Below are 13,418 nucleotides of genomic sequence, written 5' to 3'. Positions count from 1 at the left end.
GCGCCCTGCTGCTGAATGGTCTGCACCGATAGGTTCGGATCGGCGGCAAGGGCCGAGAACGTGTCCACCAGCTTGCCGACCTGATCCTGCACCAGATCAAGCTGGGTCTGCTTGTTCTGGGTCTGGAGTAGCCGGTTCTGTTCCGCTGCGTTGGCGATGCCAATCACGCCGCCAGCCGTGTCCATCCACTGGCCCGGAGGGGGCGCCTTGGGAAAGATCGAGGTATCGACTTCAGCCATGTCTTATCCCCTTAGTAGATGCCGCCGGGAGGCGAGTACATGTTGCCCTGCCCGCGATTGAGCATCTGCTGAGCGTAATTGTAGCCGGCGTAGTTCTGCGCCCCGCTCATCAGGGCATTGCCGGCCCCGGTGAGTCCAGCCGCCATGGCGTTGCCGCCGCCGATGAGATTGTTGCCGATATTCGAGGCGGTCTGAGTACCGTAGGCACCGGTCTGCGCCGCTGCGTTCTGCCCGAGCTGCGACACGCCCATCAGGCGATTATACCGCGCTTCCCGCTGCGCCATTTCGTTGCTGAACTGGTTCTGATAGGTTGAATCCGCCAGCCCGGTTGCATACCCCGCCGCGCCCTTGAGGGCAGCGCCGGACGAGCCGAGGCCACGCGCCGCTGCACTGCTCTGAACGCCCTTCAGCCCTTGCCGAAGATTGAACTGATAGCCGGGCGTCTGCTGCAACCATGCCTGATCCAGGTTGATCTGGCTCGTCAGTTCGGGAAGCGCTCCCATCAGGGCGTTTGTGCCCTGCTCGCCAGCGACACGATAGGGGGCCAGATCGGCGCGCGTCGTGTCGTACATCTTCTGCTGGACCTTGGACGCCTTGTCCGTGGCCTGCTTTTGCATATTGGCGCCAATGAGGGATGTACCCGCACCGACGACCGCTGATCCTACCAACGCCCCGACCGGCATGGCCCGTCTCCTATCTGGTCAAAATGACGTCGAAATCGTCCCCGCGAACCGCCAGAAGCGCGTCGCCGATGTCGATAACGACTGGGTTGTCTGCGATGACGGCAATGGGCCCGTAGCCCGCGAAAGCCGCCCACCGGGCGTAAAAGCCTAACGCCTTGGCAATCTGCCCCGCCGCGATCATTTCAACCGTGGCGCCGACATAGAGGTCATGGGCGTCATCATCCTCGTGGATCGGCATTTGCGACCCGGCCGCAATCTTTGCCGCCTCAAGTTTCTCGTGGAAAAAATGGCCCGTGGCCTTGAGTTCGTCCGCCTGGTTGGCCCATTGCGTGATGGACCGGGCGTAGTATTTGCAGGGCACCAGACCCTCAGCGGTCGGCCATCCGTGCGTGCGTTCGAATTGCAGCTCGTAGCGCATCTTTCTGGCGAAGGCGGACGCCGCGACATTGCCGTGCGGCACCTTCGACCTGATTTCGATGCAATCGGTCCTCGTGAACATGAACCTTTCGGCGTCACGGGCCGCTGCAATGACGTTCTCGCCTCGATGATCCGGGAGGAACTGGCTGTGTACCTCGTAGATGCCGGGCTCTTGCTGGATGAACAGAAACCCGCCGCCTTCCGCCATCAGCAGCACGTTGCGCGGATCGGCGACCGCCTGCGTCAGATCCAGCCTGCCCAGCCACGGAAAGCCGACCCACGGTCTGACTTCTGGATGGTTGACGACATGGTTCAGCAGGTCCGCCGAGTAGACCCGGCTGACGCAAAGGTTCTGGTGCTTCACGGAAGCTCCTAAGCGGGGATGAAAGTCAGTGTCGGTGAGCCGGTGTAGGTGATCGTCACCAAGTCACCGTTGCTCATCGGGATCATCAGAGTGGTGGCCGAAAGCGTGATCGTGGAGCCGGCGCGACGAAGCGAAAGCCCGCTGATCGATCCGCCGTTGATGTTGAGATGCCCCGATCCGCTGGCGGTGTAGGACATGGGCGAACTGGTGCGCGTGACCGAGGCGAATGGCGTTGCAGAGCCAGCAATCGCGTTGAAGAAACGCTGATATTCTGGTGTTACGGTGCCTTCCGGGGTCACCATCTTCTGCTTTGACGACGGGACGATTGCCGCTGACATCAGGAGCACCGCAGCCAGAACGTGCCGTTTTTCCAGACCTGCGGGCCGCGCACAGTGTGCCCATCAGGATAGTAGCTATAGACGCCATCTCGCATGTGATGGTCGTCGCCCGGCGCGGCCTGGATTTGCCGAGCCAGCCACAAGAGGTCTGCAGCCTCCCAATGCGGCGCCATCACCTGCAAGATCGAACCCGCATCTGTCGCCCGGCGAATGCGGAGTCGGAACGCCTTCTCGAAGGGCCGATTATAGGTCGCCGCTAGCTTTTTGGCATTTGGCAACGGGCTCCATTCGGACGGGTCGAGAAACTCGTGCGTGGGATCATCGCCGTTGAAATGGATATCGAACGAGGACGCCATGCCGCCGGGGTGAGCAGTCGATCCCACTACAATCCACGGACTGCCATCAATCGGAATGATGGGATGGTGCAGCCCATACGGGATGGCGGCCTCAAGAACTTGCATCAACCCCTCACGTCAGGCACGGCCGGAACCGAACCCAGCACCCTTGCAGCGCCGTATCCGTGTTCGCAGACCACGAGATTTCAAACACCCGGTCGCGGGCCATCCCGAGCCGATTCCACTGCGGCGATGTCAGGTACTGCCCCGTTGCGCCCATGGACTGCATGACGCCATTGCCGAAGCTAAAACCCTTGTTGTCGCTCCACCGCAGGGTAAGCTGCGGGGGATTGCCGCTGTCGCCGCCCTCAATCTGCCCCGTCGCCATATCGGCTTGGAAGCTGTCGTAGATGACGCGCTTGCCGTCCTCGACAAGATGCGGAAACCGCCTGATCCGCGGAATTGCCGTGCCATTGTCCGTGAACACCGCATTCGTCAGATTGTAGAGGTTGCCGTTCTGGTAGTCGCCAACCAGATTGTAGCCGTAGGCGAAGGCGAAGCAGTTGGACCGATGCCGGTGCAGCACGCCGTTGTTGTCGATCGATGCCCGGCGATGCCATTGACCGGTGGTTAGGTCATAGCAATAGGTCCGATCCGCAGTCGGGAACGTCAGGACGTAGAACGCGTGCCCCTCGATTTGATGCACATAGGCGATGGCGTCCGAGATGATCTCGTACTGCTGCCATTCCTGTTCCAGCGCGTGCGGCGAGACCCGGCGCACATTGTAGCCATCCGTCATCACGACGATGGCATAGCCCTGCTTGTCCTGAGACAGCCAGAGCAGCGAAATATCGACGCTGGCAATCGAGTACGGCGCGGCGCAACCATGGTCCACATAGGCGCCCTGAATGCGCTGGTAGGCAAAATCTGCGGCCCCTGCGTCGTACCAGACCTCGGTCGCCAGCTCACCCACAAGCCAGAGTTCGCCATGGACGACCGGCGCCGCAACGATGTTGTCGGCCGAACCGGTCTTTGCCGCGATGTCCAGCGGATCGAACGCATAACCCCGGATGCCGTCAACCGAGTAACTGAAGCCCGAGCCCGCGCCGCCGAGGTTGGTGTTGCTGGCGCTCAGCACGTCGCCAATCTCGTAATCCTGCCCCTCGGCAGTGATCGTGACCGCAGTAACCACGCCGCCCGTGACCGTGATCGTCGCCTCAGCACCCGTTCCCGTGCCCCCAGTCAGCGGAACACTGGTATAAGTGGCGCTGACGTAGAGCGTGCCACCCGAAATGATCGAACCCTCGTAGATCGCGCCCACGGTCCCGGTGAGCATGTCGAAAGTCACATTGCTCAGGGAGATGTAGAACTGCGGCGTGTCGGGCCGGTTGAAGATGAAATACGTGTCCTGGTAGGCTGCGGAGATCCCGCCATAGAACGACGTGTCGCTGATGGCGTCAAAGGCATTCGACGTCATGTCGATAGCCCAACCCGCTGAGCTGCCATCGACCAGCACGATCACCTGCCCGTTGTCACTGAACCAGACCGGCGTGGTGTTGTTTGGGATCGAGCCGAGGAAGGTGTAATCCAGCGTGTCGCTGATGAAATACACGTTCGGGCCGATGACGTTGTACAACTGCCCATTGCTGGCACGATAGGCCGTGCGCATGGATTCGATGTAGGGCGGCGACGCAAGCAGTTCGAGGCCCGGCGTCGGGTAGGACGTGGCCGGAACGGTCGGCTGGCCATCCTCCGGGTTTTTCTCGGAGTACAGATTGATGGATTCTTGAGCGGATGCAATAACAGACCGGCTCTCATAAGCCCCGCCAAGCAATGGAACACGCATTGGCAGACCTCAATATGAGCTGTCGCTATAGATATTGTAATTCGACCCTTTGATGAGGTCTTGCGGCATCGTCATCAGCGGAATCTGCGCATTCGAGTTCTTGATCGTGTTCAGCGCGATTTTCGCCAGATTGTTGATTGTCGGGTCGGGCGGAAGGCCGTAGAGCGGCTTCAGACGCACGGCCAGATTGTAATGCAGCGCCTCCTCGTACTCGGGCGGCAGGTTGATTTCCTCAGTCAGCCCATCAAACTGCTGGAGCACGGCCTTGGTGCTGATATGCAGCTCGTAGCTGGAATTCGGCAGGGGCCAGACGTACAGCTTGCCCATCGGCCAGCCGGACTCGTAAAAGTACACCTGCGGGAACGAAGCCAAGGACTTGAGCGCAATCTCGTTGTAATTTTCCCGCGCCGGCAGCGGCTTCAGCGGGTAATCGACATTGTTGGGCTCTGTGCTGACGTTCTGGCGAAAGAACGCGCTCTCGATGGTATCGGGGCGCACCATGTTGAAATCGCCGCCCGGGCCGACCGTGTAGTACAGGCTTCCATTGGCCTGAACGACCGTCTCGACAAGGCAATAGACCAGCCAGCGACGGCGGCGCCACTGCGCCATCATGGCGTTCAAGATGCGCATCGCGTCGTTGAAATCGGTGGCCATGGGCTGCTGCCCAATACCGACGACGCCGGCCTCCCGGAGTGAAAGCCCGATGAGTTCGCCTGCGGTTGTCATGCGTCGGTGCCTTCAATCATGGACTTCAGCTTGTCGGCCTTCCAGCCGGGGAACGGGCGCTTGCCGAACTTGGCCTGATAGGCCTTGCGCAGATCGGCCACGTCTTCGTCCGGGGCAGTTGAGCCGCCGGGCTCTCCATCGCCGTCATGATCGAGCTGCGGCAGTTTCGGCGCGGGTTTGATCGGGGGCAGCGCCTCGAAGAATGCACGCTCCTCGTCCTCGGTCTTGACCAGCTTGTCTGGCACCCCAGCGGCGCGAACCCACTTGGGATATTCCTGAAAGATATAGGACATTGTCGCACTCCTTGGGGATGCAGCGGCCCACCGAAGCGGGCCGCCGGTTCTTGGTTGTCAGGTCAGGTGGTGACGGTATCGGCCACGATGACGCCCCACTGGCCACGCAGCCAGGTCTTGCCGTAGATCACGTCAAGGCGGGTCGCGAGCTGGTCGGTGCCAAGCACGTAGTCCGTGATCATGCGCATGGAGATGCCGTCATAGACGCGACGGGCGGCTTCATGGACACCACGGGGCAGAACGAGGTCCGCCGTGGCCATGGTGACGGCCTTGGGGGAGTAGGCGACGTTCTTGATGTAGGTGCTGTCAGCCGGCGTGGCGAGATAGAGGTTCGCGCCGCTGGCCGGGCTGGAGTCGACCGACTGATACTGGACCTTGCTGCCGTTCACCGGGGGGACGATGGACGGATAGACCGAGATCGAAGTGCCGCCGCTGGCAACGTCCGCAGTCACGACGAACTGACGCAGGCGCCCCGTCGATTCCTTGGTCACCCAGTTCACCGCGTTGACGCCCTGAATGGTGATGATGTCACCCTTCTTGAGCGTGCCGGTGATGGCCGACGTGGTGATGGTCGAGCCGGTCTGACCCGCACCCGACACCGTGCCGGCAGTGAACGAGCCGGTGGTGTGCTTGATGACGGTCTGGTCCATGAAGAAGTCGAACCCGAGGGCATTCTTCATCTGGCCAGTCTGGTACTGGTCGGTGATCGCCTGAGACGGGTTGAACAGGCCAGTCAGCGAGTTGACGATAGCCGCCTCGGTGTACTGCTCCAGCGCGACCTTGCGGCCGGGCATCTGCGGGGCAGAGTTGTCGTTGAGCGCGGCCTGAGCCCGGAGGAACGTCGAGGACGTCGGGTTGATGATGTTGCCCGAGCCATCGGTGTTGGCCACCAGATTGCAGACATTGCCTTCAACGTCCGACATGATGTCGGCAGCGATGTTGCCGGCGAGGTCGTTCATCATCGGCAGCAGGACGCGTTCGGAATAGTCGTCCAACTTCAGGGTGCGTTCAGCGGTCGAGAACGCCACGTCAACGCCCTTCTGAGTGGCGAGGGCCAGCGAAGTGTACTTTTCCGCAGTGTCCTGGATGCTGATCGCGGTGCCGGTACGGACAGTGAAGTCGTTCGGCAGGCGGATGCGCAGGGTATCACCGATCTTGGCGCCGTCGATAGCGAACTGGCTATCGTACTGCGTGTCGATATTGCGGATGAACATGTTGCTGTTCTTGAACAGCGACACGGCCGCACGGGTGATCATGTCGATAGTGAGAATAGAGTTCCCAGCCATAGGGAGCGCTCCTTTGGGTCACGGATGAGGGGATTGCTGCCTTTCCGCAGCAGTTGTTTTCGGTGCCCGTGACCGAAGATTTTCGAGCGCTACCCGGCATTCCGTCCGGTGCGGTGAGCCCCGCGTATCCCTGCGGGTCGGCTTAGTCTGTGGTCAGTCGCAGCGCCTTATCGGCCGCGACCGGCCATCTGCTTGAGAAACTGGCCTGCCCATTTGTCCATGGGCGCGGCCTCGTCATCGAGACGATCCGTGTACTGCGGCGTTCCGCCGACCGGCGTGATCGGGGCAGGAGCGCGCGAGATTGGTTTCGGGGGCGCCGAGGTGGACGGCTTGGAGATGGACGACGAAAGCTGAGACAGCTTCAGCGCCATCTTGACCGGCGGCATCGTCAGGATCTGCTCGGCCTGCTCCGGGTCCTTTGCGAGCGCATAGAACACGTCATGGCCGTTTTCGAGGTCGACAATGGCCTCGAAGAAGTCGGGACGCTGCGCCAGATGGTCGCCGAAATAGGTGATCATCTCGGCACGCTTGGCGTCGAAATCCGGGTAGTCGGCGCGGCCGGCCTCAAGCACGCGCCCAGTGGCCTTGTGGAAGGCTTCCTGCTGCGCTTCCATAGCCAGCTCAAGCTTGGCCTGCTGGACAGCCTCGGCGCGGATTTCGGCCTCCGTCTTCGCGGCGCCTGTGGGCTGCGTGGCGTCTGGAGCGGGGGTGCCTCTCAGCTTCGCCAGCTCGGCTCGTGCCTTTTCCAGCTCGGCTTCGGCGGCCTTGCGCTTGTTGGTCTCCTCAATGCGGCGACGCTCGCGCCAGTCCATCTTTTCCGGCTTCGCATCGCCAGCGTCCGATGGTTCGGCGGCTTCTGCTTCCTGCTGCGTTGCAGGGGCGGCCTCCGCCTCAGAAGTCGGCTCGGCTTCCTCAACGGGAACGTCAGTCGCGCCGCCGACAGAAGCGGATTCGGTGGCAATCGTTTCGGCAGGCATGGTCGGCTGGCTACCGGTGACGGCATCCACATTTTCTTCGGACATGTAGGGGAACCCTGTGGGTTAGCCTGGTGAACGCACCAGTACGAGAGCCCGACGAACCGCGTCGGTGCGGCACAGCATTACCCGGCTGTGGCGGGGTTCTTGATTTCGGGTTTGCGTGGCGGCCCCCATGCCGGCGTGACGTAGCCGCTGCCATCACACCGCTTGCAGATGAAGTCCTCGGCGCGCTCGCCAATGGATGGAAAGTGCGGCCCTTGAATGCCGCGACCGTCGCACTCAGGACAGCGGTTCGGCATCTAACTCGTCCACACCTACGCGCCATGCGCCGTCCCGCCTGCGAATGCCGCCAGCAGGCACAAAGCTCGCGACCAGATTGTCAGGCCACTCCCCAGCCTCGACGTAGCAGACCGTCCCGCCGACGCGGCGCTGTTCAAGGTCAGGGTGCTCGACAAGGAACTGGTTGAACTGCTCGGCGGTCACAGCGGACATGCGGCGCATCAGTTCTGGCCCTCGTTAGACGCCAGAAGCGACAGCAACGGCTGCATCTCAGGCTCGCCGTCAATCGCCCGGACCATCAGCCCCAATCCCATCAGAGCAGCCTTTGCGCGGTCGTTCTCATCGTCGTGCTGCCCAAGAATGAACGGGCGAGCGAAGCGCCCCGGCTCGGACCGCTCGGCTGCTTCCCACTTGTCCAGCAACGCCCGGTCCATAAGGCGCATCACTTGCCCACCGCCTTGCGCGGGGCTTTCGCGGGGGCAGTTGAGCGGTTGCGCTCACGATATTTCGAGGTTCCGACCTTCTGCTTTGCGTCGTAGTCGGCCATGATGTTCTGCGCGCCGACCTTGCCAGCGGGGCCCGGGTTCGTCTTCATGTAAGCCTTGGCGTCGGCCGCTGCCTTTGCTTCCTTGGCGCTGGACACTGACGCGTCATCCTTGCCAGCCTTATAGCTGCCCGGAGCGCCGCCGCCGCGACCGACCGTCTTCTTGTTGACCAGAGGCCAAGGCATGTTGTTCGATTTGACGCGCGCCATTTCAGATGGCCCTCACTTCTTGCACACCGTTTCCATGCGCTTGGCCTGCTCGGCGGCATGTTTCCGAACATCGCGCATCAGCGACGAATTGGCCTTCAGTTCCTCGGCGCGCATGATGGTGCGCATCGCGTCCTCGACTTCCCAGCGACGATCCGGGGCAATCGACGGCCCCTTTCCTCTCGTCACGCCACCTTTGACGATGGTCCCAGACGTGGGCATCTTCTCGTTTGTCGGCTTGCCGCCGGCCTTGCGCAGCGGCGCCGCGCTTACTTTCGGTGCTTTCATTTCCATCTTCCCAGTGACAGGTCGTTCTTGCCTTCCCGCACCAGCATCTGAAGCGAGATCAGCGCATCGTAGATTTCGGTCTTCTGGTTGTCGGGGACGCCTTCCATGCCCAGCATCGAGGACAGCACCTCAACGGCCTGCGGCACGTATTCCCCCCAGTGCCGACGAATGAACGCCTTCTGAGATACCCCAATATGCCGGAACTTGGCCGTGCGGGGACCGTCATAGAACGCGCCGCAGAATTCCTCGGCGGTCTTGCGAATGAGCTCCGGGACGTCCCCGGCGCGAACGTTGCTCTGCATTTCAGAACCCTCCCTGCGGGAATGCGCCCGGCGGCATCGGCGGCGCGCCCGGCATCATCGGCTCGGGGACGAAACCGTTCTCCGGTGGCAAATTCTGCCCCATGGGCGGCATCGGAGCGGGTTCCGGCATACTTGGCGCCGGCATGGGCAAACCGCCCTCACCGGGCGCGCCATTGCCGAGCATCTGCATGATCGTCTGCATGATGAGCGGCTGCACCTGATCCATGGTCACATACGGGCCAGCGTTCCCGATTGCGGCAATGCGCTTGGTCTCGGCATCGAACCCGCGAATGTTGGAATCCTGCACCTTGACGGCCTTGTCGACTTCCTGGTCCTTGAGCTTACCCTGAAGCTCCTCGATCATGCCCATGGCCTGGTCGAGTTGCTGGCCCAGCTTCTGTTCGGCCGGATTTGGCCCATCGCCAAGCAGTGCCGGCGGAATAGTCTTCTGCCACCGCTCGGCAAGCTCATCGGCCATCGGGAAATCCGCCGCCTTCCACAGCAGGTCGCCGCCGATCTGCATGAATTCCTTGTTCTGCGCCGCGATCTGCGTCATGGCGTTGAAGGCTTCCTGTCGACGTGTGGCGTAGCCCGGGCCAACATCGGCCTGCACTTCGTAGCGCCCCACATTCGGGTTGAAGATGACGGACGCCTCTTTCTCCGCAACTTGCTGCTCAATAACCGCCGCAGGCTGCTGCGGGTCGATCTGGACCTCGCTCTCGGTGCCGTCCTTGGCCATGATCTTGACCACGCGCTGCGTGTCGTAAATCAGCGGAATCCACTGGATGAGGATCTTGCCGGTGAACCGGATGGCAATGCCAAGATTGTCGATGAAGTGGTACGTCGCGTTATCGCCCTGACGCTGGCGCTCATTGATGGCGCGGCCCGACGTGGCGTTCTCGTTCTGCCCGAACTGGGACTGATATTGCCCCGAGGACATCATCATCTCGTTCTGGGTGATCTGCATGCCCTGAACATAAGCACTGGCCATTACCGGCGGTTGCACGCGATCCGGCTTGCCAAGCTGTTTCCCGTCTTCGGTGTACATGTTGTACGGGAGCACGGCCGCGTTATCGACGTTGGCGCGGCTCCAGTACTCCTCAAGATTTTCAATGCCCTCGGCAGGCACAACCCACGGCGTCTTGGTCTGGAGCGCCACCTGCGCCGTCGCTTCCGACGACCAGTAGTTGTACATGCGCTGGGCGTCTTTCATGTACCGGGTGTGGCCCTTGCGGTCCATCTTCCCGTCAATGATGGTCTCTTCGCCGATGACGCGAACAATCGGGATATAGGTGCCGGGGCACTCCCGACGATCCACAATCTTGTTCCCCGCAATCTTGTACCACATGATGTTGTCGCGGAGGACGCTGCGCTCGGAGACGGCTGCGGGATCGGCTTCCTTCTGGCCTTCGTAAACTTCGCGCGCTTCCGGCTTCAACTTGCTCCACAGTTTGATGATCTGAGCGCCGGTAAAGGGATCGATGAAGGCAACCAGACGGTCACGCTTCTGTTCCTTGGTGTAGTACTCCGCGACCCGAACGTGCTCGCTGCTGATCCAACCATCGTTGGCGCTGCCGAGGACGGTAGAGCCGCCATCCTCCTTGAACTTCGGATACTGCTTTTCGAATTCGTCGCGCGGCACGTCCTCAAATACGAAGCCATAACGCGCATCGGAGCCGTCGACCTCGTTAATGTCGGGGTCGAGGTAAACCGAATCCGGGTCCTTGATCCGGCGGATGTAGATTTCCTGATCAAAGCTCTCGGGCAGATAGTCGTGGATAACGCGCCAGTAGCCCGTGCCGCTTTCAACCTGGAACATGGTCGCGGTATCATAGGCCACCTCGGCATTCGAAATGTACTCGATATGCCGCACAACGCCTTCAAAGACCTGAGCGGCCTGATAGGTGGCGCCGTCGCCAACCGGCCGAATGTTGACGCCCGGCTTGTTCTGCTTGGCGTCATTGATCACCTGTAGGTTGTGCTGGCGCACCTTGTTGATCGTCAGGCACGGCTTGTTGCGGTCCTGCCGATAGGTGCGGAGCTGCTCCTCCCACTGCCAGTTGTTCTCAGGGTCGCCGTTCGCGAACTTGAGGTCGTGGCCCTCTTTCTCGCGATAGTCGGCTTCCCACGCTTGGCAGTATTCGAAGCGCTTCTTGGCTTCCGCGATGATCTTCGCGTCGCCAGTGAGGCCGCTGGTATCTTCGTCGGCCATTAGCCACCCATCCAATTATTCGCGCCGCGAAGATCGATCGCCGGCATTAGGTCAATCTTCGGTTTTGCTCGCGTTCCACCGATAGGCTCAGCGAACGTCAGCGCTACCGCGTCCCACTCATCGGGGCTGCGGAGCTTGCGCACCTGGCGCATGTGTTCTTTGCTTTCCAGCAGCAGATAGCTGTTGGCATTGTAGTGGTATCCGGGGCCGCAGGCGTCGGCCTGGAGGCTGTCTGAATCTGGGATGTCCGCGCCGCCCGCTTCTTCAAGCCAGTCGCGCGAACGCATCCACATTTCCGCGCGGCGATTGAATGGTCCCGGCCGCTTCTCACCGCTCGGCAGGATCAGATCCGCCTGTTGTGGCGAGCCGCTAAAATCAATCGGCACCCAGACGCCGCGATGATCGTTCGGCTTGCTGGGGTCAAACGCATAGCCCCACGCCTTCAGCAGATCGAACACCCCGGCGCCCTGCCCACCTACGTCGATAAAGCCCCGCGTCGGCTTTTCTTCGTCCGTCACCTGCTTGAGCCAGTTGGCCCCTGCGACCGTGTCGAGTTTCGTCTTGCTTTCGAGCCGCAGAACCTTGCGGCCCTGCCGGCGCGCCAGCGAGAACCGGTCATCGCCGAACCGGGCCGGGTCAGCGCCAAGCACCAGCGGGCCGATGGCTTCAAGATTGGCCTTGCGTGCCGCCAGCACCGATGGCGCCTTGATGAAACTGTCGTGCCCCGTCATCTGGAACGCCTCAGCGGCGGTCGCCGGGTACTCCTGCTTGAACAGCATGTCGTCCTTCAGTTCCGCGATCTTGTTGCGTCGCCATGCCATTTGTTCCATGTCGAGGTCATGCGCCGCCTGATAGGCCGCTTCTTCCTCGCTCATGACGAAATCGGGCGGCACCGGGCGCCGATACTCATCGGACCAGAACCACGGGATGAAGATCGCTTCGTAATCCCCTATGCCAGCTTCAGCCTGTTGCCAGCGTTCGTGGAACTCACCGCCTACCCCGTTTGCAGTGCTTTCCAGCACGATCTCTGTTCCCGGGGTGTCCGGGATTGCCTGGATGACACCAGCGAAGTGCGTCGACGCATTGGGCCAGAAGGCAGCCTCAGAGCCGTGAAACAACTGGATGGTCTGCGACCGCCCTACAGCTTTTGTCCCCGCCGTGCCGACCGCGTAACCGCTCTCCAGCCGGTTGAAATACAACTCCTTGGCGTTCGATGCCCCGGTTGATGGCTTGACCAAAGCCGGACAATGTTCATGAAACCGGTCGACCATGCCAAACAGGTTGTCGGTGGCGTCCTGCTCGTGGGTCAGGATGAAGCAGCGCATGCCCCGGTTGTGGGTGGTGCGCCAGTAGAACCGGCCGCCGATGTAGGTCGACACGCCTTGCTGGCGCCCCTTGAGCACCAGCGCCCGAACCTTGCCCATCCGTTCGATCTGGGCTTGCAGACGTCCGTGGAGATAGAGTTGCGCCTTGTTGAGCGTGAACGGCTGCGGGCCTAGACGAGGGTCTTTCGGCCTGATCTTGAGGCAGCGAGGGGCGTAGTGGGAAAAATCGTCGCGCAACCGGCGCCGGATCTGCTTTTCCCGTTCACTCAAGCTCACCTAGCGCCTCTTCGTGCATCCATACCTGCAAATCGCCTTTGAACTCGACTGCCGCCAGCTTGGGGTGGACGTAGGGAGCTGCCGATTTGGCCGCGTCGAGGCGAACGTCTTTCGGGTTGTTCTCGTCCCGCATTTCGGCAAGCATGTATTCGAGAGGCGTCAACCCGCTTTCGGCGACTGCCTTCTGCCGTTCGGTGGTGGCCTTGTTGGGGACGCCCTTCCTGCGACCGCCGGTTTTTCTGCCTACTGCCATTTCAGTTTACCACTTAACCTTGTCTGCCCAATAGGCAGCGCTCATCTTGCCCTTGGCGATGTTGCCAGCGTGGCGCGCCTTGAAGGCTTCGTTGCGCTTCGTGCCATCGGGCGAGCCCTTGACGCCCTGCTGCCCGAAGCGGATCAGTTTGGTCTGGTCGCCGTCCTTGGCGAGAACCGCATGGCTCTTGGTCGGGTGAGACGGCGTGCGCTTGGGCTTGTTGAAGCC

Annotated in this window: 19 protein-coding genes; all 19 read right to left on the bottom strand. The window is 61.5% G+C overall.

Annotated elements, in window-relative coordinates; all coding sequences use genetic code 11:
- Positions 1 to 239 (bottom strand): hypothetical protein (locus ABFD92_10805; GenBank protein MEN6505021.1); only part of this gene is annotated, 239 nt, incomplete at its 3' end.
- An 11-nt stretch (positions 240 to 250) separates the two neighbouring features.
- Positions 251 to 922, bottom strand: a complete 672-nt coding sequence (locus ABFD92_10800; protein ID MEN6505020.1) for a DNA transfer protein p32 — start codon at positions 920 to 922, stop codon at positions 251 to 253.
- Positions 923 to 932: 10 nt separating this feature from the next.
- Positions 933 to 1,703, bottom strand: coding sequence for a hypothetical protein (locus ABFD92_10795; protein MEN6505019.1), 771 nt, complete (start codon positions 1,701 to 1,703; stop codon positions 933 to 935).
- Between the two features lie 8 nt (positions 1,704 to 1,711).
- Entirely contained in the window at positions 1,712 to 2,041 is a 330-nt protein-coding gene (locus ABFD92_10790; protein ID MEN6505018.1) for a hypothetical protein, read from the bottom strand.
- Entirely contained in the window at positions 2,041 to 2,502 is a 462-nt protein-coding gene (locus ABFD92_10785) for a hypothetical protein (GenBank protein MEN6505017.1), read from the bottom strand. Before ABFD92_10785 ends, ABFD92_10790 begins: the two co-directional genes overlap by 1 nt.
- A gap of 7 nt (positions 2,503 to 2,509) precedes the next feature.
- Positions 2,510 to 4,222, bottom strand: a complete 1,713-nt coding sequence (locus tag ABFD92_10780; GenBank protein ID MEN6505016.1) for a hypothetical protein — start codon at positions 4,220 to 4,222, stop codon at positions 2,510 to 2,512.
- A gap of 9 nt (positions 4,223 to 4,231) precedes the next feature.
- On the bottom strand, positions 4,232 to 4,948 hold the full coding sequence (locus ABFD92_10775) for a hypothetical protein (protein MEN6505015.1): 717 nt from the start codon (positions 4,946 to 4,948) through the stop codon (positions 4,232 to 4,234).
- Entirely contained in the window at positions 4,945 to 5,241 is a 297-nt protein-coding gene (locus tag ABFD92_10770) for a hypothetical protein (GenBank protein ID MEN6505014.1), read from the bottom strand. The genes ABFD92_10775 and ABFD92_10770 overlap by 4 nt, the downstream gene beginning before the upstream one ends.
- A 62-nt stretch (positions 5,242 to 5,303) precedes the next feature.
- On the bottom strand, positions 5,304 to 6,527 hold the full coding sequence (locus tag ABFD92_10765) for a P22 phage major capsid protein family protein (GenBank protein MEN6505013.1): 1,224 nt from the start codon (positions 6,525 to 6,527) through the stop codon (positions 5,304 to 5,306).
- Positions 6,528 to 6,694: 167 nt separating this feature from the next.
- Positions 6,695 to 7,549 (bottom strand): hypothetical protein, encoded by an 855-nt coding sequence (locus tag ABFD92_10760; GenBank protein MEN6505012.1) that lies wholly within the window; start codon positions 7,547 to 7,549, stop codon positions 6,695 to 6,697.
- Between the two features lie 234 nt (positions 7,550 to 7,783).
- A complete protein-coding gene (locus tag ABFD92_10755; GenBank protein MEN6505011.1) occupies positions 7,784 to 7,996 on the bottom strand; it encodes a hypothetical protein in 213 nt (70 codons plus the stop codon).
- A gap of 8 nt (positions 7,997 to 8,004) precedes the next feature.
- Complete coding sequence (locus ABFD92_10750; protein MEN6505010.1) at positions 8,005 to 8,229, bottom strand: hypothetical protein; 225 nt, start codon at positions 8,227 to 8,229, stop codon at positions 8,005 to 8,007.
- Positions 8,226 to 8,537 carry a hypothetical protein gene (locus ABFD92_10745; GenBank protein MEN6505009.1) on the bottom strand — a complete coding sequence of 104 codons (312 nt, stop codon included), beginning with the start codon at positions 8,535 to 8,537 and terminating at the stop codon, positions 8,226 to 8,228. Before ABFD92_10745 ends, ABFD92_10750 begins: the two co-directional genes overlap by 4 nt.
- A 12-nt stretch (positions 8,538 to 8,549) precedes the next feature.
- Positions 8,550 to 8,822 carry a hypothetical protein gene (locus tag ABFD92_10740; protein MEN6505008.1) on the bottom strand — a complete coding sequence of 91 codons (273 nt, stop codon included), beginning with the start codon at positions 8,820 to 8,822 and terminating at the stop codon, positions 8,550 to 8,552.
- Positions 8,819 to 9,124, bottom strand: a complete 306-nt coding sequence (locus ABFD92_10735) for a hypothetical protein (GenBank protein ID MEN6505007.1) — start codon at positions 9,122 to 9,124, stop codon at positions 8,819 to 8,821. The genes ABFD92_10740 and ABFD92_10735 overlap by 4 nt, the downstream gene beginning before the upstream one ends.
- A 1-nt stretch (position 9,125) precedes the next feature.
- On the bottom strand, positions 9,126 to 11,336 hold the full coding sequence (locus ABFD92_10730) for a portal protein (protein MEN6505006.1): 2,211 nt from the start codon (positions 11,334 to 11,336) through the stop codon (positions 9,126 to 9,128).
- On the bottom strand, positions 11,336 to 12,937 hold the full coding sequence (locus tag ABFD92_10725) for a hypothetical protein (GenBank protein ID MEN6505005.1): 1,602 nt from the start codon (positions 12,935 to 12,937) through the stop codon (positions 11,336 to 11,338). The genes ABFD92_10730 and ABFD92_10725 overlap by 1 nt, the downstream gene beginning before the upstream one ends.
- Positions 12,924 to 13,190 carry a hypothetical protein gene (locus tag ABFD92_10720; protein MEN6505004.1) on the bottom strand — a complete coding sequence of 89 codons (267 nt, stop codon included), beginning with the start codon at positions 13,188 to 13,190 and terminating at the stop codon, positions 12,924 to 12,926. Before ABFD92_10720 ends, ABFD92_10725 begins: the two co-directional genes overlap by 14 nt.
- A 6-nt stretch (positions 13,191 to 13,196) precedes the next feature.
- Positions 13,197 to 13,418: hypothetical protein (locus tag ABFD92_10715; protein ID MEN6505003.1), on the bottom strand; the 222-nt coding region annotated here is incomplete at its 5' end.

It is taken from the genome of Planctomycetaceae bacterium, assembly GCA_039680605.1.
Taxonomy (GTDB): domain Bacteria; phylum Planctomycetota; class Phycisphaerae; order SM23-33; family SM23-33; genus JAJFUU01.
The sequence above is the reverse complement of the archived record's forward strand: the minus strand, read 5'-3'. Positions and strand labels throughout refer to the sequence as shown.